Raw genomic sequence first — 22,494 nt, forward strand, 5'->3', positions numbered from 1 at the left:
GAATGCAGCTTATGCACATTCCTATAATCAATTTTAATATTTGCCAAGGTCATCCCCTACTCTTATTTCATCAAGGTAATTGTATATGGTATATCTGGATACGCACAGTATTTTTGCAACATAGTCTATCGCACCTCTTATTAAGAAAGTGCCTTTAGCATCTAACATTTTCACCATATTGACTTTTTCCTCTTTAGACATAAAGTTGACAGGTTTCCCGTAATTCTCTATTGTAGTGTTTACAATGTTCTCTAAAACTTCGTTTACGCTTCCTCCATAAGGCTCAGCAGGAGCTTCTTCCCCATCGCTTATCTCACAGAGATCTTCTAACGTGTTCTTAACCATTATATATTCTGAAATGTCAATATTTATGCACAAACATCCTATCGGTCTTCCAGCATCATCTTTAATGTATACAATGGTAGATTTTAGAATCTTTCCATCTCTTCCTTTAGTTTTGAAATTGACTTCGTTGTCAGTTTTATTTGCCTTAAGCGATTTTAGAATAGCTTCTGGTATAGGGTTTCCAATCTCTCTGCCTGTAATATGTCCATTTCCAACAGCAATTGCAGAACTTTGCAAATTTGAAAAATCATAAAGAACGACTTCACAATTCTTGCCAAACGTTTTGGCGATGCTATCTACAACTGGTATAAAATTTTTTAATAGTGGATGTACTTTTGTAGGCACTTATATCCCCCCTAAAACTTCAAATATAAATTAAACTAATTTAAAGATTAAATAATTTATTGAATACAAGATTACAAAAAAACCTCCCTGCCTTCTCTGCAGGCCACGGAGGTTTATATTAAATTCATTATACTAATCTGATAAAGCATTGTCAAGAGCTATTTCTTTGGCATCACCCCAAAGCCTTTCCAACGAGTAAAAGCTTCTTTCATCTTTAGTAAAAATATGAACTACAATACTGCCGTAATCCATCAATATCCACGTAGCCGAATTGTAACCTTCTATGTGATTTACATATACGCCATCTTCAGCAAGCTTTTCTGAAATTTCATCACATAGAGATTTTACATGAGTTGTAGACGTGCCACTGGCAATCACAAAATAATCGGCAACCGTAGTAAGCTCTCCTACATATAGTCCTTTAATATCAAGTGCTTTTTTATCATCAAGTATCTTTAAAATTTTTAATGTTATATCAGTGCTCTTCTTATCCAATGTTGTACCTCCAAACATAAAATTTTATCAAATATATTTTGTCTTTATTATCATATCGTTGCGAGCAATTACTGTTTTCTGATATAAAAGCTGTCCTTTATCGATCACATATTTTATTGTTTCGTCTAATGCCATGATCACTGCTTCATCAAGGTTTTTATATGCCGCCTCTCTCAAGTCTTCTACTCCATCAAAATTTCTGTTTGGCTCTATATAATCAGCTAAAAATATTATCTTATCCAAAAGCGTCATATCTCTATCTCCGGTAGTATGAAGCATTATGGCACGTTTTATTTCATCGTCATGTATGCCAAAGTAGTCTTCTATCATATATCCTCCAACAGGTCCGTGAAGCAAATATGGCGATTTTTCTAAGATATCATCTATTTGAATTCCGTACTTATTTGCTAAGGCAACAAGCTCGTCTTCTCTAAGGTTTTTTGCGCAGTCATGAAGTAATCCGGCAATTTTTGCCTTTTCAACATCTGCACCGTATCTTACAGCCAATTTTTCAGACGTCTCCATAACACCTAATGAATGATTAAATCTCTCACCACTTAATAATTTTTTCAATTTATCAGCAAAAAATTCAAAGTCCACAATATCAACCTCTCTTATAAAGTCCAGCTTTTTCAATGTATCTTTCTACAGACTCTGGCAACAAATACTTGATTGGTCTGCCTTCAAATACCCTATTGCGTATGTCTGTGGATGATATGGCTAATGACGGCACAGTTACCTGAAATATTTCTTTATCGTATATTCTCCTGATATATTCGATCTTTTCGCTTATGCTATCACCTGCATAACCTGGCCTTGTGGCAGCAACAAAATTGCACATCTTTAAAAGCTCTTCGGCGTTTTTCCATGTTAAAATCTCTAGTATAGCATCAGCACCTGTTATGAAAAATATCTGTGTTTCTTCTCCGTATATATTTTTAAATTCTTTTAGCGTATCAATAGTATATGTGTATCCTTCCCTATCTATCTCAATAGCAGATACTTCAAAATATGGATTTGTAACGGTAGCAAGAATCGTCATCAAATACCTTATTTTTTTATCAGTAATGTTTCTCTTGACTTTATGTGGCGGATTGCCTGACGGGACAAATATAACTTTGTCCAAATTAAATTGATCTCTGACAGCCTCCGCTGTAACAAGGTGGCCGAAATGTATTGGATCAAAAGTACCACCCATAATGCCAATCCTTTGTAATTTATTAGTCATCTAAATATCCTCCACTTGAAATTCAAAAACAATTTTCATACGTAAATTATACAATAATAAACTTTTAGAGACAATATTGGATAAACAGCATATCTTTTATTCATAATACTCGAATTCAAAATCCCTAACATTTATCGCATCTCCATCTTTAAATCCTTTTTCTTTAAGCATATCTATCACACCTGACTTTTTTAATATCATTTCAAAATATCTAAGTGAATTTTCATCTTGAAGATTTACTCTTTTCAACAATCTATCTATTTTCGTTCCACTTAAATAGTAAACGCCATCTTTTATTTCAATTTCAACAGTTTCATCTTCCTTTGGCATATTGTAGATAATGACGTCTTCTGTATTTTCCTCAACATCTACCTTAAACTTGTCAAGCATCTCTATCGTCTTATCAAGAAGTCCGTCAATACCATCACCTGTCATAGCAGATATTTTAAAGACATCATATCCAAGATTTTTCATCTTTGCAATGAGATCATCTAAATTAATCGATGACGGATCAACTGCATCTATTTTATTTAAAACAGCAATTTGCGGAATTTCTTTTAATCTGTCACTGTACAAATACATTTCATCATTTATTTTCTTAAAATCGTCTATAGGATCCGACATCGGATCTGATACATCCACAATGTGCAATATCAACTTTGTCCTCTCAATATGCTTTAAAAAGTCATATCCAAGACCTTCACCTTTATGGGCGCCTTCAATAAGTCCTGGTATATCAGCCATGACAAAAGACTTTCCTTTATGGTATACGACACCTAAATTGGGATATAAGGTTGTAAATGGGTAATTTGCTATTTTAGGCCTTGCATTTGTACATGACGCAAGCAATGTTGACTTACCAGCATTAGGAAATCCAACAAGACCTACATCTGCTAATAACTTTAGCTCTAATCTCACATAAAGCTCTTTGCCTTCCTCGCCGCTTTCTGCAAATCTTGGAGTTTTTAAAGTAGCTGAAGCAAATTTTGCATTTCCTCTTCCGCCTCTGCCACCCCTCAAAACTATAGCTTTTTGCCCAGGTTTTGCAAGATCTGCTATCAACTCATTGGTGTCATCCCTTATTATTTGAGTTCCAGCAGGAACTTTAATAATAAGATCATCACCATCTTTGCCGTATTTGTTATTTCCGCTGCCATTTTCACCACTTTCTGCAACGTACTTTCTTTTGTATTTAAAGTCCATCAAAGTAGAAATATTAGGATCGGTAATAAATATCACATCACCGCCTTTTCCTCCATCACCACCGTCAGGACCACCATACGCTACGTATTTTTCTCTCCTAAATGATATAACACCATTTCCACCATTTCCCGACTTTATATAAATTTTCGCACTGTCTATAAACACATCATCACCCACTTTAAATTTATTTCTCTTCTATCTTATTTTTAATAAAATTCATGATACTATCCATATCGCTATTAAATACATTGCGCTCATTGTTGCACTCATCAATGATTTTTTGAATGTAGTCATAAATCTTATCAGACTTACCAAGCTGTGCATATCCTAGCAAAACTTGCAGGTCATTTATGTACTCATGCCTTTTTAAATTTATGTATTTTATCAACAATTCATCTTCACATTTAGACACCAATATCAGCTCCTTAAGCTAAATATTCGATTTACCTATATTATACCATACATTCCATTATAAAAAAGAAAATCCCGGCTTATGCCAGGACTTCTTTCCTTTTCTCATATACGCTTACCTGTTTTTTGTCTTTGCCTTTTCTCTCAAATGTTACATATCCGTCAATTAATGCAAACAGAGTGTCATCTTTTCCTCTGCCCACATTAGCACCTGGATGAATCTTTGTACCTCTTTGCCTTACAAGAATGTTTCCTGCTAAGACAAACTGTCCATCAGCTCTTTTTACGCCAAGCCTTTTTGCCTCGCTATCACGTCCATTACGGGTACTTCCCATACCTTTTTTATGAGCAAATAATTGCAGTTTCATCCATCACACCTCCTATCAAAGACCTTTACATACGCTGGATAGTCCTTTTCAATGTCTTTAAGCCCCAGCACCATCGTATCTACAATAGCACAAGACTTTATGGCATCTTCACCAACACCGTAATTTTCTATTTCAACATACATATAGCCATCTCTTACTTTCTTCTTTAAAGAAGTTGTGTCAATTGATTCCAATCCAAGGACAGCCGTCTGTGCCACTGCCGTAACACCGGCACATACTATATCCCTATCATAGACATCATAACCAGCATGTCCTTTAATTTCAAATTTTTTTACTTTATCATCATTTCTATATATGCTGACTTTAATCATTTTTACATGATCTTCTCAATCTGAACTTTTGTATATGGTTGACGATGACCATGTTTCTTTCTTTCATTCTTCTTCGGCTTGTACTTAAAGACGATAATCTTCTTACCTTTACCATGTTCAAGAACTTTCGCTTCTACTTTAACATCTTTAACGTATGGCTTCCCAAAATCAACAGTTCCATCATCTTTTGCTACAGCCAATACCTTATCAAAGGAATATACGCTGCCAGCTTCACAATCAAGCTTCTCAATATTGAGTATATCGCCTTCTTGAACCCTGTACTGTTTGCCACCAGTCTCTATAATTGCGTACATTAGGGCACCTCCTCTTTACCAGTCTCGCCGGAAACCAAGGTACTTCAATGAAGTATTTAAACCCGTTCCGAGCGGCTACAAAGTGTATTCTAACATAACAATATGAAAATGTCAATTACAACTGATAATCTACGTAAAATTCATCAGTATCAAGTTTGTTATTGCAGATGGTGCTTATATCTACACCGTATTTTTCCATGTACTTTTCTATTATATTGCTTTTCTCGATTATGCTTTGTACTCTGCGATTTGAAGTTATAGTTATTTTTTTAGCATTTGTATTTCTTAAGATTCTCTCTATAGAGCGATTTATTCTAAGTTGCATCATATCGCTTGACACGATACACCCTGTGCCTTTACAGCAATCACACTTCTCTTGCAAATATTCGCTTACGTTTGACCTGACTCTCTTTCTCGTCATCTCTACTAATCCTAAATGTGTAAAGCCAAGTACGCTGCACTTTGATCTATCGCTTTTTAAAGATTCTTCAAAAACTCTTAGAAGCTTCTGGCGGTCATTATCACTATCCATATCGATAAAATCTACAACAATGATGCCACCAATATCCCTTAGTCTCAATTGCAATGCAATTTCCTTCGCAGCCTCTATGTTCGTTTTTAAAATTGTTTCATGAAGTGAAGACTTACCTGTGTATTTACCAGTATTCACATCTATAACAGTCAAAGCCTCTGTCTCATCGATAATTATGAAGCCACCGCTTTTAAGCCAAACTTTTTTGCTTAACAGTCTTTCCACTTGTTTTTCAATCCCATATAGACCTACTAAGTCTCCATCCTCATATTTTACTGAAATATTTAGGCCTTCCTTTTTTATATAATCAAAAATCTTTTTGTATTCTGTTATATCATTTACCACTATTTCATCCACTATCAATGACGACAAATCCCTTATGTACTTAACGATAAAATTTTCTTCCTCGTAAATTAACTCAGGTGAATCAGCAAATTTACATTTATTTAATATATCTTCATACAATTTACACAAATCAACTATATCTTTTTCAAATTCTTCTTCTCCGACATATTGTGCCGCCGTTCTGATTATTATGCCTACATTATCCGGTTTTACTCTTTTAGCGATATTTATTAGCTCCATTCGCTTTTTTTCATCTTCTATCCTGTGGGAAATTCCAACATGATCAGCATCAGGCATAAGCACCACATATTTTCCAGGCAGCGATATATTCGTCGTAACTCTCGGATTTTTAAGCCCTATAGAATCTTTTAAGACTTGAACAATTATATCTTGCCCAGGTTTCACATATTTAGTTATTGAGGGATTTGATTCCGAAATCCATTTAACATCATTTACAAATAAATACGCATTTTTATCTATTCCTATGTCAATAAAGGCACTTTGCATACCCTTTATAGTATTTTTTACTTTTCCTTTGTAAATATTCCCAACTATGCTTCTTTTATCAGAATGCTCAACATGATATTCAATTAACAAGCCATCTTCCAAATATGCTACTTGATAAAATTTATCACTTATATCAAATAAAATTCTCTTCAAGCAAAACACCTCAATTTAAAATAAGGTTTCTTCTGTCTACAACGACTTTCTCCATATTAAAAACATGTCCTAAAAAATCATCAAGAGCTTTTACAACATATATAGGTCCTGGAGAACCTTCATAAATTTTTAGCTTCACGTACAGAGTGATTTTGCTGCCTTTTGCATCAAGCATTTTTAGATCCAAAATATAATTTTTTAAGTCGATGACTTTGCTGCCACTTTTTGACTCCTTTTCTATAAATATCTCACTTCTACTCAAAAATCTTTTAATTTCATCAGGAAAATTTATCACATGACTCATCAAATAAACATCTACAGTATATTCAGCTTCTTTCACTCTGTTTGACAACAAATCCTTATCATCGACAATATAGCAATCGATGATCTCTAAGCCATCAGGCAATGTTCTATTTAAATCATCTTTAAATTTTTTAGGGTCAATTTCGCCTTCTACCACTACATCGAAATAGTCCCCGTGAGTTGTCGCACCCATGCTAAGTGCCGGCCCAAAAGATATCAATGGATGTGGATTGAACCCTTTTGACAGTGAAAATTTTACTTGTGCCCTTCTCATACCTCTTTCTATAGTTCTCATAAGGTCTAAATGAGAAATGTACTTTAAATCCCCATCTTTTTTAAATTTAGCTCTAAGCTTCAAAGCATACAACTCCTTCATCAAGATCTTTTATACCACATCCTGTACAATGCAACCTGCAATCGCCTGTTAATTTTCCTTCAATGGCTTTTTTACATTCCCTTTTAAGGTACTCCTTTTTTACGCCTACATCCACAATATCCCAAGGAAAAACTTCATCAAAATCCCTTTTTTTATAAGCGTAAAATTTAGGATCCACCCCGACGCTCTCAAATGCTTCCAGCCATTTATCAAATTTAAACTGCTCATCCCAACCATCAAACTTACATCCACTTTCCCATGCTTTAATAATTGCTTGTCCTACTTTTCTATCTCCTTTAGAGATTACAGCTTCTAAAAAGCTCATATTTGGTTCATGCCAGTTGTAGCTGAATATCTTTCCTCTAAGAAGCTCTTTTAAATAATTTTGTTTATTTATTATGGAGTCCATATCGTCTTGAGGATACCATTGAAATGGTGTAAATGGCTTTGGCACGAAAGTTGAAGTGCTTACAGTTATCTTAAGACCCTTTGTGCTGCCATTCACATCTTTGTATACATCAGCTACTAAATGAGCAAGATCAGATATGCCTTTTACATCTTCCATCGTCTCCGTTGGAAGACCTAACATAAAGTACAACTTTAAGCTTTTCCACCCTGCCTTAAATGCTTCTTTAGTAGAATTTACTAAATCTTCTTCAGCCACACCCTTATTAATGACATCTCTAAGTCTTTGTGTTCCAGCTTCAGGTGCAAGTGTAAGGCCAGTCTTTCTGACTTTTTGAATCTCATTTAAGAGATTGACAGAAAAAGCATCTATTCTGGTAGATGGCAACGCTACACCAGTCCCCATATCTTTGTACTTCTCTATAAGATCATATACTAAACTTTCTATCTGTGAATAATCGCATGTACTCAAAGAAGTCAATGAAATTTCTTCATATCCAGTTGATTTTATCAATTTATCAGCTAATTGCAGAAGGGTTTCTTTTGACCTTTCCCTTACAGGCCTGTAAATCATACCTGCTTGGCAGAACCTGCAGCCTCTTGTACAGCCTCTAAAAACCTCCAACACGATTCTATCATGGACGATATTTATAAACGGTACAATCTGTTTGTCTGGATGGTATGTCTTATCTAAGTCTTTCACAATTCTCCTTTTTATTATTGCAGGCACACCTTCTTCAATAGGCTTTATGCTTTTAATAGTATTATCATCATTGTACGTTTCTACATATAATAATGGGACGTAAACACCTTGAATTTTAGATGCGCGTCTTAAAAGTTCTTCCTTCGGTACATTCTCTTTTTTACAAGATATTACTAAATCCAAGATTTCATTTATAATTTCTTCACCGTCACCTATAACAAACAAATCCACAACATCAGACAATGGTGCAGGATTAACTGCACAAGGTCCACCTGCTATAATCAGAGGATATCCTTTCCTGTCCTTGCTTCTTACTGGAATTTTAGATAAATCCAGCATGTTCAATATGTTTGTGTAGCTTAATTCATACTGCAGAGTAAACCCTATTACATCAAACATATTAAGAGGTGTTTTTGTCTCAAGTGAAAAAAGAGGTATGTCCTTTTCTCTCATAAGGCTTTCCATGTCGATCCATGGAGCAAATACCCTTTCACAATATGTGTCATCTCGTTCATTCATCAAACTATAAAGTATTTTAAGCCCAAGATGAGACATGCCAACTTCGTACACATCAGGAAAGGCAAATGCAAACCTTATTTCAACTTTATTTACATCCTTAATCACAGAATTTATTTCACCGCCAGTATATCTGGCAGGTTTGTTCACTTTCATCAACAAATCATCTATTTTATTTTTTAAATCTGACATTGTTACCTCCTATTTTACCTTGCTTAAGATTTCGCCAATAGGTAAGTAAAGTCCATTTTCTATGGCAAAATCAAAAAGCTCTGTCTCCGTAAGTCTTTTTTTCTCTTTCAAATTTTTATCCAACACAACTATTATATGATATTTTAATGGCAAAAAACAATTGATTATTTTGATTAATTTTTGATTTTCCAACACTGCTATTGTCCTGACATTCATAACTCCACGCCTAAATAACTCTTCTTTTTTATATATTAAATCTCTCAAGTTAAAATACTCAGATAGTTTCCGCTCATTTCTGGCAGATATTATGAGAAATACAGCCATAGCAATCAATACATAATTTTTATTCCCATTTACAATCATAAGTATACTGCCGTATATGAGCAATAAAGATAACACATATGAAATCTTGACTGCTACGTTATTAGCTCTGGTTAAACCTATGAAATTGGACAAAACAGACTTCAAAGCTCTTCCTCCATCTAAAGGTACACCAGGCAAAAGGTTAAATATACACATCAGAACATTAATTTTTATAAGGTAATCTAATTGAGTTCCAATAATTTGGCTTACTATAATAAGCACCATAATAAAAACAGCATTTGACAAAGGCCCCGCTAATGCGATGATGATTTCTAAATCAGGCCTTATAAAAATCTCACTGTCGAAAACAGCCGCTCCGCCAAAAGGGAATACTTCTATCTGAATCATATTTATATTTAATTTTTTTGCCACGAAATAGTGGCTTGCTTCATGTATTGCTACAGTTAAGATTATATCAATAAGTTCAATATAAAGACCAGCTAATACAAGAAACAATATAAAAACCCACGTAAATGGGTTTACCTTTATTTTCACATCGTCAATTTTCATTTTTGACATCACTTATTGCTGGATTAAAGTCTATCTTTGATTCAGGATCGACTGGTTTTCCGTTTTCCCATATTTCAAAATGCATCATAGCACTATTGTTGATGCCAGCGCTAACTTTTCCAATCGTCTGACCTTTAAGCACTTTATCTCCGACTTTTACATCTACTTCAGAGAGGTATGCATAGACAGAGCGTATGTCACCATCATGTTTTATTACAACCACTTTTCCCCAGTCAGGATTAGCATTATCCGCTATCATGACTTCTCCATCCAATACAGCAACTACTGGCCTATCGCTGGATACGCTTATGTCAATTCCGTCGTTTTTCACTTCTTTCGAAGTAGAAGAATCTACTTTTGTACCAAATGTAGACACTACAACTCCATCAACAGGTCTTATCATCCCACTACTTACAACTTGAGTTGTAGTACTTTTTGAATCATCTGCTTTATTTGAAAACACTTTTACAACGTCGTCTTTTAACGAAGGTATCCTGCTCATGACAAGTTTAAGCCCTTTTTTAGTATTTTCATAGTTAGAATTATAATTAAGGACTGTTTTTACTTCGTCTACAGTTTTATTTGTAGCTGGAACATTTATGGCTTTAAAAAGCATGACTACGCCTAAAATCAAAAGACAAACTATCAATTGGTTTTCCAAAAGACCAAAATACTTTTTAAAATTACTGATGCGATTTTTTGAATAGCTAACATATTGCCATTTGTTAGGTTTCATAAGATAAACCTCCTTTACTATATTTATATTACATAGAAAGGAGGTTTATGATTTTTTTATTTAACCGCATCTCTCCATTCCAAAAATCCTGCATCTAATCCTTTTATCAGCACTTCCGCGGTAGCCAAATTTGTCGCAAGTGGTATTGAATGAACATCGCAAACCCTTAAAAGTGCCAATATGTCAGGCTCATGTGGCTGTGCCGTTAATGGATCTCTCAAAAATATGACTAAGTCCATGTTGTTTTCTGCAATCATTGCACCAATCTGTTGATCACCACCCATAGGCCCCGGCAAAAACTTATTGACTTTGATGCCAGTAGCTTCCTCTACCAGTTGACCTGTGGCACCTGTAGCATATATGTTGCATTTTTTTAATATTTCTTTGTAGGCAATAGCAAAATCCACCATTATAGATTTTTTCATATCATGCGCAATAAGAGCTATATTCAATCAAATCATCCTCTCATTTAAAAATTGATCTTTCGCCTTCGCATTCCAATATTTAGCAATAGTCCGATGGCAATCATATTAGCAACCAGTGAACTGCCACCATAGCTCATAAAAGGAAGGGGAATTCCTGTAATTGGCATAATTCCTACAGTCATACCGATGTTTTCAAATATGTGAAATGTAAACATAGAAATTATGCCTACAGCTATCAAGTAGCCGTACTTGTCCTTTGCCATAACCGCAATTCTAAAGCATCTATAAAGCATATAAGCGTACAACAGTATCAAAGCTGTAGCACCAATGAAGCCTAATTCTTCTCCTACAACCGAAAAAATGAAATCAGTCCAAGCTTCTGGTAGATAGTAAAGCTGCGTCTGACTACCGTTGTAAAGGCCTTTCCCCCAAAACATACCGGAGCCTATGGCTATCTTAGATTGTATTACATGGTATCCTGACCCCATCGGATCAAGATTTGGATTTATAAACGATAGAAGTCTGTTTCTCTGGTAAGGCTTTAAAATCTTGTATGCTACAGGCATCATAGCTATACCCATCGCAATAAGCCCAGCAAATACCTTTGGTTTTACACCAGAAATAAAAAGCATACCCACAAAAATAGCTAAAAAAACCAATGCAGTACCAAGATCCGGCTGCAACATCACAATCACAAAGGGAATTAGAACGTGAATAAGTGGATTTACCAGATCTTTGAAAGTCTTGATTTCACCCATCTCATTAAATAAGTTTGCTAATGTCAACACAAGGGCTATTTTCGAAAACTCTGACGGTTGAATATCAATGGGCCCTACGTGAATCCAGCTTTGAGCACCGTTACTTACTTTACCGATAAAAAGAACGGAAATGAGGACTAAGATATTTAATACATAGATTACCTTTGAGAGTCTGGCAATCTGATTGTAATCAAAAAGCGTTATGGCAAATAAAAATACCAATCCAAATAAAACAGCTACAATCTGAACAATCACATTTTTGTATGAACCAGTCTCAACTGCATGTGACGCACTGGAAATGACTACAGCGCTAAACGCACATATCAATAAAACAGTAATCAACAAAGCAAAATCAAAATTTTTCCACAACTTCTTGTTAAACATTAACTTCTATTTCCCCTCTATAGAAAGTATTCATGATTACAATAGTATTATATCATACAACACACCATTTAACTATACATTTGATTATGGATATAATTTCACCAAATTTAAAATAACCGGCTTTCCACCGGTTATCTTAAATTTTTTTTCATCTTTTTTATGGGAATATTTGCATGCAATGCTGGAACAAACGTATCATCTGTCTTTCTCTCTTTTGTTATTTCAACATTTAAGCCATCTTCATCTATCTCAACATAATTTGATATTACATTCATTATCTCGCCTTTTACCATCTCTAAAAATTTTGGGGAAACATCGGCTCTGTCATGAACAAGCAATAACTGCAATCTTTCCTTTGCTACGTTTTTACTGTTACTTTTTCCTCCAAACGATTTGAATAAGTCCATCCATTACACCTCCTGAAACTACCTACTGGATGAAATTTTAAATAAACTCTTCAATCTGTCGATTAAACCATAATTTGTGTCTAAGTTAATTATCGGAACATCTTCTCCAATCAGCCTTTGCGTCAGATTTCTGTAAGCCTGTCCAGCCAACGATTTTTCATCTACAACTATAGGTTCACCCTTGTTTGTAGATATGACTATATTTTCATCATCAGGAATAACACCTAATAAATCTATTGCCAATATATCCATGATGTCATCAATGTTCATCATGTCGCCTCTTTTCACCATGTCCATCTTTATCCTGTTTATGATAAGCATGTGATCTCTTACATCAGAGGCCTCTAAAAGGCCTATGATTCTGTCAGCATCTCTTACTGCTGATACTTCTGGCGTTGTGACCACTAATGCTCTATCAGCACCAGCTATTGCATTTTTAAAGCCTTGCTCAATACCTGCAGGACAATCAATTAAAATATAGTCGAAATCTTGTCTTAGCTCATCCGTAATTGCGCGCATCTGCTCTGGATTTACGGCTGTCTTATCTCTTGTCTGCGCCGCAGGCAATAAGTAAAGCCCATCAAATCTTTTATCTTTTATAAGCGCTTGTTTTAAGCGGCATTGGCCTTCTACTACGTCAACCAAGTCGTACACAATCCTGTTTTCCAATCCCATAACTACATCAAGGTTTCTAAGACCTATATCTGTATCTACTAATGCTGTTTTAAATCCTTTCATTGATAGATATGTGCCAATATTAGCTGTTGTTGTAGTTTTTCCAACTCCGCCTTTCCCAGATGTTATTACTATGACTTCGCTCATTTCCTTCACTCCATTCCTCTGTTTCTTCTAATTGTTTATTTTACTATATTTTTCCATACAAGTAAAGTGGTTTGACTATTATCTTATTTTTTTTAACCAAAGCAATTTCTGGATATAACGCCTCAATATCATTATCGGGTGAACGTGAAATAATGTTAGATATTCGAAGCTGCATCGCGTTTATCTTAGACGCTGCGATTATTGAATCAAGATTTCCAGACATACCTGCATGTGCGATTCCTCTCAAAGTCCCCATAATTATTATGTTACCTGACGCTTGTACAATTCCACCAGGGTTCACATCACCTAATACGACTAAATTTCCGTAATACTTAACAACTTGACCTGATCTTACAGTGCCATTGTAAAATTTCGTCATACCTTCTTCCAAACCATCAAATATGTCATTTTCACCTGTAACATTTTTTAGATGCCTTTCCTGAATCTTTTTAAACTTTACATTTACACCGTAATTTTCTAAGACAAAATCTTTTAATTCATCTAAGCTTTTTTCATCTACGCTCAAATTTCGAAATTTTACTGTAAGCTGTGCACCTTTAAAAAAGGTCAGTGATCGCTCTATGCGATTTATTATCTTTTCTTTTAAGGCATCTATATCAGAAACATCGGTTGCTATTATCACTAGTCCATCTTTTGAACCATGGATCTTTACATAATCATTTAACATTGTTTGCCCTCCCAATACAGTCTTAATTATAATATTCTCCACAACTTAAGTTTTTCCTTCTTAAAAAAACAAAAGAGGACAAAAAATCCTCTTTAATGATTACTAACATTTGTATTTGACGCTGTATTATTATTTGAATTTGTAAAGCCAAAATAAGCATCCATTATATCTCTACCTACCTGAGCTGTATATGCGCCAGATCCCCCTTGATATATAAGTGCTGTTACCAAAATCTGCGGCTTATCGTATGGTGCAAAGCCAACAAACCATGCGTAGTTCTGCATGACTTTCGTACCATGGGAACCTACTTCAGCAGTACCAGTCTTACCACCAACAGGTATTGGAAAATTAGCAAATGCTGCACTGGCAGTACCGCCTTCTTCTGTGGCACCTTTCATTCCCAACTTTATAGCATCTAAATATTGTTGAGGTATATTTATCTTGTCTAATACTTCTGGCTTTTCCTTTTCGATTACCTTCCCACCAGGAGAGACTATTTTGTCGACCAAATGCAATCTGTATCTTGTTCCTCCGTTTAACAATGTTGACAAATAACTTGCAATCTCTATAGGCGTAAATTGATTGCTGCCTTGACCTATGGATGCGTTGGTGGTATCTACCAAAGTCCACTTAGTCGCATCCATCAACTGCCATATGGTCATCTGCAATTTAGGATCTGTTATTCCCATCTTCTTAAGCTGCAAAAATGTGGAGTAATCGCTAAAATTGCCTTTGTCAATTAAGCTTACTATCTTATCATACTGTTCCTGTGTTATCTTGCCATTTGGATTTGCGTCGGATCTAACCATTGACTTTAAAATTGATAAATTGTAATCTCTTTTAAATTTCTTGCTGGAGATTATTCCAGTCGTCTCATAAAGCTCTATGCCTGTCTTTTGGTCTAAACCCAACATGTGAGCATACTCATCAATTTTATCTATTCCCATCCTGCGGCCCATCTCATAAAAATACGTATCTGTGGAATACTTTATTGCTTCTGACACATTTACTGCACCCTGCGTCCTTCCGTATTCGCCGTACAGCCAGTTCTCTTGACCGGTAGGAGCATATATACCCGTATCAACGTACTTTTCATTTACAGTCGTTACACCAGATTCCAATGCTGCCAACGCTGTTACCATTTTGAATGTTGAACCAGGAGGTGCTGCACCTTGTGTGGCATAATTAAATATAGGGCTTGGGTCAATAGTGGCATTCCTCGGCTTGAATAGTTCATTTACAATGCTGCTGGGCGGATTACCTGAAGCAAAGATATTTGGATCGTAACCAGGTACACTGGCAAGAGCTAAAATCTCACCGGTGTTTATGTCTGTAACGACTACTGCACCGATATTTGCCGGCAAGTATTCACCATGTGGACCTCTTTTTGTTTGCCTTATGTTTTCCATGGTCCTTTGCAATGATTCTTCAGCAACCTGCTGCAACTTTTCATCTATCGTAAGGTACACAGTGTCTCCGGGTTTAGGACTTACCTCATCCAATTTTTTTATCAATCTGCCGTAATTGTCTACCTCTACTTGCTGTTTACCGTCAGTTCCCCTTAAATACTTCTCCAAATAGCTTTCAAGTCCATAATGCCCAACAAGATCTGTTATCTGATAACCTTTTTGGCTGTACTTTTTCCATTCTTCAGCAGTCATGCGGCCGATGTATCCTAATGTCTGTGACAACAGTGTCTTAAATGGATATAGCCTTATTGGCTTGACTTCTATTATGACTCCAGGCAAATCTAAATGATTTTCCTCAATCTCTGCAACTGTCTGCTGATTAGCATCGGTGGCTATCTCTACAGGTTTGTACTGTGTATATCCTTGTTCTAACATCAACTCTTGAACAGCCATTATTCCACGAATATCCTGTGGAGACAGCGATTTTGATATTTTGAATTTATTTGTCAATATCTGCCATGCTTCACTGGCTGTAGCATTTGAAGGAATATTGTTATTTTTCTTCCACTGCAATTCCCTCTGTTTCAAGACCGATTGCGACACATTGCTTTCATCGGGATTTTGAAAATTGAAATAAGGATTGTTGTTGTTATCTAAAAATATAGGTAAATCATCTTTATACTTTACACCGTTTTTATTGAGAATGTTAAGCAATTTTAAAATGACATCATTTAGATTGACGCCTTTAGCATCGCTTCTTAGAAGCTCTACAGAATAGCTGGGCCTATTTGTAGCAAGCTTTACTCCATTTCTATCTACTATATCTCCTCGAGGTGCGGTAATGATTATGGACCTTATCGCATTACCTAATGACTGCTCTTTATAGTAGTCACCTTTTATAAGCTGCAGATAAACCAATCTTCCTATAAGAGTAATGAGCATCAAAGCTATTACCCATCCCAATACATTGAACCGTTTTTTCAAACCTTCATTCAATTGGACCACCTAAACTTTAAAAAAAAATTTTTTCGATTTAACAAAACTATTAAATCGTATTATATACTTGTACACAAAAATAGTTATTATGGAATTGTAAATTGATTGAACTATTACTACATTTAACAAATACGATGGATTTAAATCATATTTCATGAGGAGCATGGAAAAAATCATGATAAGGTTGTAAAGGATCGTTCCTAAAAACACAAACACAAAGGCTACAAATGTACTTTCTCTAAAGACATTTTTGCTAAGTATACCTGTCAAATACGCCACAATAAGAAGCGAAATTGTCACAAAGCCGATAGCGTTATTAAAAAGCACATCTACTAAAATTCCACCAAAAAGGCTTAAAGTAATGCTTTCACCAGAACCATTTAAAAGAGAAAAAGCAATAACTAAAATTAATAAGGCGTCAGGTTTAACGCCTAATATAGCAATGTACTTCATCAACGTAGCTTGAAGAACTATTGCAAATACAATCAAAAGGTACTTATAAATGCTCCTCATTTTACCCTCCGTAAATCTGCCAAATGTCTTAATCAATTCCCGGTTGTTTTCATGTTTGTCACTACTTGTACAAATTCCAATCTCTCGAAATCAGCCTCTGGCTTTATAACAGCCTGCTTTAAAAGTGAACCCTCATCCTTTTCTACTTTTTCTACTCTGCCTATTATAAGTCCTCTCGGAAACATACTCATATCAGATGTGGTTATAACATCGCCTTTTTCTATTTTAGAGTCAATTGGTATATATATCATGTTGAGATTTCCATTGGAATCTCCTCTGACGATGCCATTGTCTCTTGTCCTTACATCTAAAGCGCTCACCGAACTATCCACATCAATTATAGATAGAACTTTTGCCCAATTATTGCCAACATCTGTGATTATACCAACCAAGTTGCCTTTCTCGTCCAAAACAGCCATTTTAGGCTTTATTCCATTGTCTGAACCAACATCAATATTGAATGTATTAAACCAGTTTCCCGGATTTTTGCTTATTATGTTGGCAGGTTTTGTCGTTATGTTGGCATTGCTGTCTTTGAAATTAAGCATGTCCCTCAATCTGTCATTTTCGTTTATATACTCCTGAAGCATGATGTCATTTTTGCTTAATTTAATTACTTCTTTTTCTAATTCAGCATTTTTTGCTCTAAGTGTTCCAATCTCTTTTATTGAAGTAAAAAAGTTGGAAATACTGTTACCTACTGAGTAAAACACTTTTTCTACAGGTGATAAAATGCCGCCTATAGCTGATTCAATAGGCGTTACATTGCGTCCACCGCCATAAGTATATGCCATGGCGGATATAAGTGCCACGGCTATAACTATAACAAATATAAATTGTTTATTTTTGAGAAATCGTGGCACTTTACCACTCCTCTCAGTTTAACTTGCTGGTAGGCGTCAAGACCCTTTTAAACAGAGAACTTTCTTCTAAGATCTTTCCTGTTCCTAATGCTACACAATCCAATGGCTGATCGGCAATTTGAATCGGCATACCTGTCTCTTGCCTTATAAGCCTGTCTATGCCGCTTAATAGAGCGCCACCGCCTGTAAGCATTATACCTCTATCCATAATATCTGCTGCCAACTCTGGTGGAGTCTTTTCAAGCGTCAATTTGATAGCATCTAATATGCTGGAAACTGGATCTTTTAATGCTTCTAAGATTTCTGTCGATGTAATTTTTAATGTCTTTGGAAGCCCCGATACCAAATCTCTTCCTCTTATGTCCATCGATTCTTCCTTCGCCTTTGGAAAAGCTGATCCTATTTGAATTTTTACTTCTTCTGCAGTTCTCTCACCTATCATCAAGTTGTATTCTCTTTTGATGTAATTTATTATTGCCTCATCCATCTCATCTCCGCCAACCCGTAGTGACTTGCTTGTGACAATTCCACCTAAAGATATTATAGCCACATCAGTAGTGCCACCACCTATATCTACAACCATGCTTCCTGTGGGTTCTTCCACAGGCAAACCAGCACCAATAGCTGCTGCCATCGGTTCTTCCACTGTATGAGCTTCTTTTGCACCTGCCTGCAGTGATGCTTCTATTACGGCCCTCTTTTCAACTTCTGTAACGCCGGATGGAATTCCAACTATCACTCTCGGCCTAAATAATCCCTTTCTCGGATTTACTTTGCCAATAAAATGATCCAACATCATCTTTGTTATGTCAAAATCAGCGATTACACCATCTCTCATAGGCCTTATGGCGACAATATTTCCAGGTGTTCTTCCAACCATTTTTTTAGCTTCTTCACCCACGGCTAAAACCGTATGTGTGTCATTTTTTATAGCCACCACAGAAGGCTCTCTTAACACAATCCCCTTACCTTGAACATAAACAAGTGTTGTTGCAGTTCCAAGATCAATACCTATATCCCTAGAAAATCCTTTCATCCTTTTTATAACTCCTTCCTTATTTATCAAAATCATAATAGCCTTTTTCTTTTAAACTTATACCTATTCCATCACCAATGATAATATGATCTAATACCTTTATTCCTATTAAATTGCCACCTTTATAAATCCTATCTGATACTTCTACATCTTCTCTGCTGGGAGTAGGATCACCGCTGGGATGGTTGTGAACCATTATTATGGAAGACGCTGACCTTTCGATAGCAGCTTTAAATACCTCTCGTGGATGAACTATAGAAGTATTTAAACTCCCTATTGAAACAGTGTCAACAGCAATTACCTTATTTTTTACATTAAGCAAAACCACTTTAAAGTGCTCTTTATTTAAGTATCTCATTTCATCCATAAGCAAGCTTATCACATCATCAGGTTTTTTTATGATATAGCCATCACTGTAGCCTGTAAGAGCTATTCTACGACCCAGCTCAATCGCAGCCTTAATTTTTGCTGCTTTTGCCAACCCTATGCCTTTGATTTCCGAAAGCCTTTCAACACCTGTGTCTAATAGGTATTTAAGCCCATGGCCTTCGCTTAAAAGCCTTTGTGACAGCATTATAGCACTTTCATCTTTATTTCCTGTCCCTATAATTATAGCCATTAGTTCGGCGTTTGACAATACAGATGGCCCGTATTTTATAAGTCTTTCTCTTGGTCTGTCATCTTCTGGCAAATCTTTAATCGTTACGCGAGATTCCTCTCCCATACATTACCCCCCTAAAGCAAATGCACATCAAATTCTCTCGATAAGATATCATGCAACTTCGATATAGGAAGTCCTACTACATTGTAGTAGTCGCCATTTATCTTATCAACAATAAGTGAACCATATCCTTGTATGGCATATGAACCTGCTTTATCAATGTACTCGCCTTTTTCTATATAATTAAATATCATTTCATCGCTTAAACTTTTAATGTACACATCTGTTTTTTCATATTCTTTAACTATTTTATTTTGTTCTAATGATATGACTGTAACACCAGTATAGACTTGGTGCCATCGCCCTGACAGCGCCTTTAACATATTAAATGCATCACTCTTGTTTTTAGGTTTGCCAAGGACGACTCCATCAACAAAAACTACTGTATCAGCTCCTATAATTAAAAAATCACCACTTAATTTTTCTGCGACAAATGATGCTTTTTTCCATGATAAATCCATGACAATCTTCTCTGGCTCTTTTTCATCCGTCACTTCTTCTACGTCACTTGGTATTATAGAAAAATTCACACCAATACTTGATAGTATTTCGCTTCTCCTGGGTGATCCAGATGCAAGTACAATTTCCATATACATATACTCCACTTTTCATCTTTATAGATTATTTTACCTTATAATACGAAAATATAGCAATTATAAGTCCTATTACAGTTCCCAAGTTGAACCTAAAAGCCAGTAGGAACGATACTTTTATAAAATTTAGATCGATACTTATTGGGCTGTTCATTCCTATCATCTGTTGGTACGAAAAAGCATGAACGTACTTAGCAAGGAAGTCTCCAACAAACCCGCCAAAAAGAAGACCTACTAAAAGCAAAAAGCACAACGTACCAATCCCCTTGCTTCTCTTCATCTTCCCACTCCTTCTGTTTATTTTCTCCCAAATCACTTGTTTTAAAACTTTTCCTTTTAATTATAACATAAATATTTTGTATTTCGACATAATCTAATCTTTTTTTAATATGTTATTTATGGCAAAAAAAATCTCCCTTTCAGGAGATTTTTTAATCATTCATGGGATAAAGATCCTTCTTGCTATAGGTTGTATGAAGCAAATGATGAGATTTTTCCCCCAATGGACTTGTTAAGAATTCTTCGTACAACTTTGTTATCATTGGATTTTTGTGGGATTTTCTAATCGGCAAGTCTTTATCTGCTTCATATATAGCTTTTAACCTGCTTTCCCTTACCAAATCTTTTTCATTTGGATTGTGTATAGGCTGTCCACCACCCATTATGCAACCGCCAGGACATCCCATAACCTCTATGAAGTGGTACTCTGCTTCGCCATTTTTTATCTTATCTAATAACTTCTTAGCATTTCCTGTGCCATTCGCTACAGCTATTTTTATTTCTTTTCCGCCTATATCAATCTTTGCTTCTTTTATTCCTTCCAATCCTCTTACTTCTTCGTACTCAAAATTCTCAATATCTCTGCCTTCAACTATATCTGCAACAGTTCTTAAAGCAGCTTCCATAACACCGCCTGTAGCACCAAATATAACAGCAGCACCAGACGATTCGCCAAGTGGATTGTCATACTCACTATCAGGCAAGCTTACAAAATCTATACCCGACTGTTTTATCATGCGAGCAAGCTCTCTCGTCGTCAAAACAGCATCAACATCTTTCATGCCATCTACTATCATTTGTGGTCTGTCTATTTCACCCTTTTTAGCAGTACACGGCATAATTGATACGACGAAAATATCCTTTGGATCTATACCTTCTTTTTCTGCAAAATAGCTCTTTATTATTGCGCCCATCATCATGTGAGGCGATTTGCAAGTGGAAAGATTGTCTATAAATTCAGGATAATACCTCTCACAATAGTTTATCCATCCAGGACTGCAAGATGTTATCATAGGAAGCTTACCGCCTTCGTTAAGCCTCTTTAAAAGTTCGTTGCCTTCTTCTATTATAGTTAAATCTGCAGCAAAGTCGGTGTCAAATACTTTATCAAACCCAAGCCTTTTTAAAGCTGATACCATTTTGCCTGTCACTATTGAACCGTAAGGCATTCCAAATTCTTCACCAAGTGCAACTCTAACAGCAGGAGCTGTCTGAGCGACAACATACTTCTTCTCATCCAAAAGCGCATCGTAAACCATCTTCGTATGGTCTTTTTCGTATATTGCTCCGACAGGGCATGCCTCTATACACTGTCCACAACTAATACATGGTGATTCATTCAGACCTCTGCCAAATGACGGTGCAACGATAGTCTTAAATCCTCTGTTGACCATGCCTATGGCGAAAACATTCTGCACATTGTTGCATGTAGCAACACACCTTCTGCACAATACGCATTTATTTGGATCTCTTACGATAGAAGGTGACGATTCATCTTTTTGATATTTTATATTTTCGCCCATAAACCTTATTTCGTCTATGCCAAACTTTCTGCTTAAATCTTGCAATTCGCAGTTTCCGCTTCTTACGCATGTAAGGCAGCTTCTGTCGTGTGCAGATAGTATAAGCTCTAAATTAGATTTTCTTGCTTCTCTTACACGAGGCGTGTTTGTGTATATTTCCATTCCGTCGCTTACAGGATAAACACAAGATGTTTGGAGATTCCTAACACCTTTTATCTCAACAACACATAGCCTGCAAGCACCTATTTCATTTATTTCCTTAAGATAGCATAGTGTTGGAATATCAATGTTCGCATATTTTGCAGCTTGCAATACTGTATAGTTAGCAGGTACTTCTACAGGAATTCCATCAATAGTTATTCGAACTTTATCCATGTTTTGCACTCCTTTCATTA

The 22,494-nt window shown here is 35.8% G+C and carries 27 protein-coding genes; all 27 read right to left on the minus strand.

What is annotated here, in order from left to right; translation table 11 throughout:
* Window positions 1–33: 33 nt before the first annotated feature.
* Window positions 34–690: a helix-turn-helix transcriptional regulator gene (locus THEXY_RS07940; protein WP_013788321.1), complete on the minus strand. Its 657-nt coding sequence runs from the start codon at window positions 688–690 to the stop codon at window positions 34–36.
* A gap of 132 nt (window positions 691–822) precedes the next feature.
* Window positions 823–1,185: a ribosome silencing factor gene (gene rsfS / locus THEXY_RS07945; protein ID WP_013788322.1), complete on the minus strand. Its 363-nt coding sequence runs from the start codon at window positions 1,183–1,185 to the stop codon at window positions 823–825.
* Between the two features lie 27 nt (window positions 1,186–1,212).
* The gene (yqeK, locus tag THEXY_RS07950) at window positions 1,213–1,785 is read right to left on the minus strand and encodes a bis(5'-nucleosyl)-tetraphosphatase (symmetrical) YqeK (RefSeq protein WP_013788323.1); all 573 of its coding nucleotides are present in this window, start codon (window positions 1,783–1,785) and stop codon (window positions 1,213–1,215) included.
* Window positions 1,786–1,789: 4 nt separating this feature from the next.
* Window positions 1,790–2,413 (minus strand): nicotinate-nucleotide adenylyltransferase, encoded by a 624-nt coding sequence (gene nadD / locus THEXY_RS07955; RefSeq protein WP_013788324.1) that lies wholly within the window; start codon window positions 2,411–2,413, stop codon window positions 1,790–1,792.
* 96 nt (window positions 2,414–2,509) lie between these two features.
* A complete protein-coding gene (gene obgE, locus THEXY_RS07960; RefSeq protein WP_041592233.1) occupies window positions 2,510–3,781 on the minus strand; it encodes a GTPase ObgE in 1,272 nt (423 codons plus the stop codon).
* Window positions 3,782–3,800: 19 nt separating this feature from the next.
* Complete coding sequence (locus tag THEXY_RS07965) at window positions 3,801–4,028, minus strand: Spo0B domain-containing protein (RefSeq protein ID WP_013788326.1); 228 nt, start codon at window positions 4,026–4,028, stop codon at window positions 3,801–3,803.
* 79 nt (window positions 4,029–4,107) lie between these two features.
* Window positions 4,108–4,395 (minus strand): 50S ribosomal protein L27, encoded by a 288-nt coding sequence (rpmA, locus tag THEXY_RS07970; protein ID WP_013788327.1) that lies wholly within the window; start codon window positions 4,393–4,395, stop codon window positions 4,108–4,110.
* On the minus strand, window positions 4,392–4,727 hold the full coding sequence (locus THEXY_RS07975) for a ribosomal-processing cysteine protease Prp (protein WP_013788328.1): 336 nt from the start codon (window positions 4,725–4,727) through the stop codon (window positions 4,392–4,394). Before THEXY_RS07975 ends, rpmA begins: the two co-directional genes overlap by 4 nt.
* 2 nt (window positions 4,728–4,729) lie before the next feature.
* A complete protein-coding gene (rplU, locus tag THEXY_RS07980) occupies window positions 4,730–5,041 on the minus strand; it encodes a 50S ribosomal protein L21 (protein ID WP_013788329.1) in 312 nt (103 codons plus the stop codon).
* 115 nt (window positions 5,042–5,156) lie between these two features.
* Window positions 5,157–6,578, minus strand: a complete 1,422-nt coding sequence (locus tag THEXY_RS07985) for an Rne/Rng family ribonuclease (RefSeq protein ID WP_013788330.1) — start codon at window positions 6,576–6,578, stop codon at window positions 5,157–5,159.
* 10 nt (window positions 6,579–6,588) lie between these two features.
* Window positions 6,589–7,239: a TIGR03936 family radical SAM-associated protein gene (locus THEXY_RS07990; RefSeq protein WP_013788331.1), complete on the minus strand. Its 651-nt coding sequence runs from the start codon at window positions 7,237–7,239 to the stop codon at window positions 6,589–6,591.
* A complete protein-coding gene (locus THEXY_RS07995; protein WP_013788332.1) occupies window positions 7,229–9,073 on the minus strand; it encodes a TIGR03960 family B12-binding radical SAM protein in 1,845 nt (614 codons plus the stop codon). The genes THEXY_RS07990 and THEXY_RS07995 overlap by 11 nt, the downstream gene beginning before the upstream one ends.
* 9 nt (window positions 9,074–9,082) lie before the next feature.
* The gene (locus THEXY_RS08000; protein WP_041592097.1) at window positions 9,083–9,946 is read right to left on the minus strand and encodes a M50 family metallopeptidase; all 864 of its coding nucleotides are present in this window, start codon (window positions 9,944–9,946) and stop codon (window positions 9,083–9,085) included.
* On the minus strand, window positions 9,936–10,682 hold the full coding sequence (locus THEXY_RS08005; protein ID WP_013788334.1) for a M23 family metallopeptidase: 747 nt from the start codon (window positions 10,680–10,682) through the stop codon (window positions 9,936–9,938). Before THEXY_RS08005 ends, THEXY_RS08000 begins: the two co-directional genes overlap by 11 nt.
* Before the next feature lie 56 nt (window positions 10,683–10,738).
* Complete coding sequence (mgsA, locus tag THEXY_RS08010) at window positions 10,739–11,134, minus strand: methylglyoxal synthase (protein WP_013788335.1); 396 nt, start codon at window positions 11,132–11,134, stop codon at window positions 10,739–10,741.
* A gap of 17 nt (window positions 11,135–11,151) precedes the next feature.
* Window positions 11,152–12,249: a rod shape-determining protein RodA gene (gene rodA, locus THEXY_RS08015; RefSeq protein WP_013788336.1), complete on the minus strand. Its 1,098-nt coding sequence runs from the start codon at window positions 12,247–12,249 to the stop codon at window positions 11,152–11,154.
* Window positions 12,250–12,380: 131 nt separating this feature from the next.
* Window positions 12,381–12,656, minus strand: a complete 276-nt coding sequence (gene minE / locus THEXY_RS08020) for a cell division topological specificity factor MinE (protein WP_013788337.1) — start codon at window positions 12,654–12,656, stop codon at window positions 12,381–12,383.
* An 18-nt stretch (window positions 12,657–12,674) separates the two neighbouring features.
* Window positions 12,675–13,478: a septum site-determining protein MinD gene (gene minD, locus THEXY_RS08025; RefSeq protein ID WP_013788338.1), complete on the minus strand. Its 804-nt coding sequence runs from the start codon at window positions 13,476–13,478 to the stop codon at window positions 12,675–12,677.
* A 43-nt stretch (window positions 13,479–13,521) separates the two neighbouring features.
* Complete coding sequence (gene minC / locus THEXY_RS08030; RefSeq protein ID WP_013788339.1) at window positions 13,522–14,166, minus strand: septum site-determining protein MinC; 645 nt, start codon at window positions 14,164–14,166, stop codon at window positions 13,522–13,524.
* 92 nt (window positions 14,167–14,258) lie between these two features.
* Window positions 14,259–16,571, minus strand: a complete 2,313-nt coding sequence (locus tag THEXY_RS08035; RefSeq protein WP_013788340.1) for a penicillin-binding protein 2 — start codon at window positions 16,569–16,571, stop codon at window positions 14,259–14,261.
* A gap of 9 nt (window positions 16,572–16,580) precedes the next feature.
* On the minus strand, window positions 16,581–17,084 hold the full coding sequence (gene mreD / locus THEXY_RS08040) for a rod shape-determining protein MreD (RefSeq protein ID WP_013788341.1): 504 nt from the start codon (window positions 17,082–17,084) through the stop codon (window positions 16,581–16,583).
* A gap of 32 nt (window positions 17,085–17,116) precedes the next feature.
* Window positions 17,117–17,947 carry a rod shape-determining protein MreC gene (gene mreC, locus THEXY_RS08045; protein WP_013788342.1) on the minus strand — a complete coding sequence of 277 codons (831 nt, stop codon included), beginning with the start codon at window positions 17,945–17,947 and terminating at the stop codon, window positions 17,117–17,119.
* 13 nt (window positions 17,948–17,960) lie between these two features.
* Entirely contained in the window at window positions 17,961–18,983 is a 1,023-nt protein-coding gene (locus THEXY_RS08050; RefSeq protein ID WP_038069099.1) for a rod shape-determining protein, read from the minus strand.
* Window positions 18,984–19,002: 19 nt separating this feature from the next.
* Window positions 19,003–19,707, minus strand: a complete 705-nt coding sequence (gene radC, locus THEXY_RS08055; RefSeq protein WP_013788344.1) for a RadC family protein — start codon at window positions 19,705–19,707, stop codon at window positions 19,003–19,005.
* Window positions 19,708–19,718: 11 nt separating this feature from the next.
* Window positions 19,719–20,294 carry a Maf family protein gene (locus THEXY_RS08060; protein WP_013788345.1) on the minus strand — a complete coding sequence of 192 codons (576 nt, stop codon included), beginning with the start codon at window positions 20,292–20,294 and terminating at the stop codon, window positions 19,719–19,721.
* A 31-nt stretch (window positions 20,295–20,325) separates the two neighbouring features.
* On the minus strand, window positions 20,326–20,577 hold the full coding sequence (locus tag THEXY_RS08065) for a DUF4321 domain-containing protein (protein ID WP_013788346.1): 252 nt from the start codon (window positions 20,575–20,577) through the stop codon (window positions 20,326–20,328).
* Between the two features lie 151 nt (window positions 20,578–20,728).
* Entirely contained in the window at window positions 20,729–22,474 is a 1,746-nt protein-coding gene (locus tag THEXY_RS08070; protein ID WP_013788347.1) for an NADH-dependent [FeFe] hydrogenase, group A6, read from the minus strand.
* Window positions 22,475–22,494 lie beyond the last annotated feature (20 nt).

Origin of the sequence: Thermoanaerobacterium xylanolyticum LX-11 (assembly GCF_000189775.2) — a bacterium.
Classification (GTDB): Bacteria; Bacillota; Thermoanaerobacteria; order Thermoanaerobacterales; family Thermoanaerobacteraceae; genus Thermoanaerobacterium; species Thermoanaerobacterium thermosulfurigenes.

What these genes read in the sequence shown, in the direction of transcription:
- THEXY_RS08005 (WP_013788334.1), bottom strand. Translation starts at nt 10,682, where the DNA reads ATGAAACCTAACAAATGGCAATATGTTAGCTATTCAAAAAATCGCATC.
- minE (WP_013788337.1), bottom strand. Translation starts at nt 12,656, where the DNA reads ATGGACTTATTCAAATCGTTTGGAGGAAAAAGTAACAGTAAAAACGTA.
- rodA (WP_013788336.1), bottom strand. Translation starts at nt 12,249, where the DNA reads ATGTTTAACAAGAAGTTGTGGAAAAATTTTGATTTTGCTTTGTTGATT.
- THEXY_RS07975 (WP_013788328.1), bottom strand. Translation starts at nt 4,727, where the DNA reads ATGATTAAAGTCAGCATATATAGAAATGATGATAAAGTAAAAAAATTT.
- THEXY_RS08060 (WP_013788345.1), bottom strand. Translation starts at nt 20,294, where the DNA reads ATGGAAATTGTACTTGCATCTGGATCACCCAGGAGAAGCGAAATACTA.
- THEXY_RS08000 (WP_041592097.1), bottom strand. Translation starts at nt 9,946, where the DNA reads ATGAAAATTGACGATGTGAAAATAAAGGTAAACCCATTTACGTGGGTT.
- minD (WP_013788338.1), bottom strand. Translation starts at nt 13,478, where the DNA reads ATGAGCGAAGTCATAGTAATAACATCTGGGAAAGGCGGAGTTGGAAAA.
- rpmA (WP_013788327.1), bottom strand. Translation starts at nt 4,395, where the DNA reads ATGAAACTGCAATTATTTGCTCATAAAAAAGGTATGGGAAGTACCCGT.
- THEXY_RS08070 (WP_013788347.1), bottom strand. Translation starts at nt 22,474, where the DNA reads ATGGATAAAGTTCGAATAACTATTGATGGAATTCCTGTAGAAGTACCT.
- rplU (WP_013788329.1), bottom strand. Translation starts at nt 5,041, where the DNA reads ATGTACGCAATTATAGAGACTGGTGGCAAACAGTACAGGGTTCAAGAA.
- radC (WP_013788344.1), bottom strand. Translation starts at nt 19,707, where the DNA reads ATGGGAGAGGAATCTCGCGTAACGATTAAAGATTTGCCAGAAGATGAC.
- THEXY_RS08065 (WP_013788346.1), bottom strand. Translation starts at nt 20,577, where the DNA reads ATGAAGAGAAGCAAGGGGATTGGTACGTTGTGCTTTTTGCTTTTAGTA.
- mreD (WP_013788341.1), bottom strand. Translation starts at nt 17,084, where the DNA reads ATGAGGAGCATTTATAAGTACCTTTTGATTGTATTTGCAATAGTTCTT.
- THEXY_RS08050 (WP_038069099.1), bottom strand. Translation starts at nt 18,983, where the DNA reads ATGAAAGGATTTTCTAGGGATATAGGTATTGATCTTGGAACTGCAACA.
- THEXY_RS07995 (WP_013788332.1), bottom strand. Translation starts at nt 9,073, where the DNA reads ATGTCAGATTTAAAAAATAAAATAGATGATTTGTTGATGAAAGTGAAC.
- nadD (WP_013788324.1), bottom strand. Translation starts at nt 2,413, where the DNA reads ATGACTAATAAATTACAAAGGATTGGCATTATGGGTGGTACTTTTGAT.
- minC (WP_013788339.1), bottom strand. Translation starts at nt 14,166, where the DNA reads ATGTTAAATGATTATGTAAAGATCCATGGTTCAAAAGATGGACTAGTG.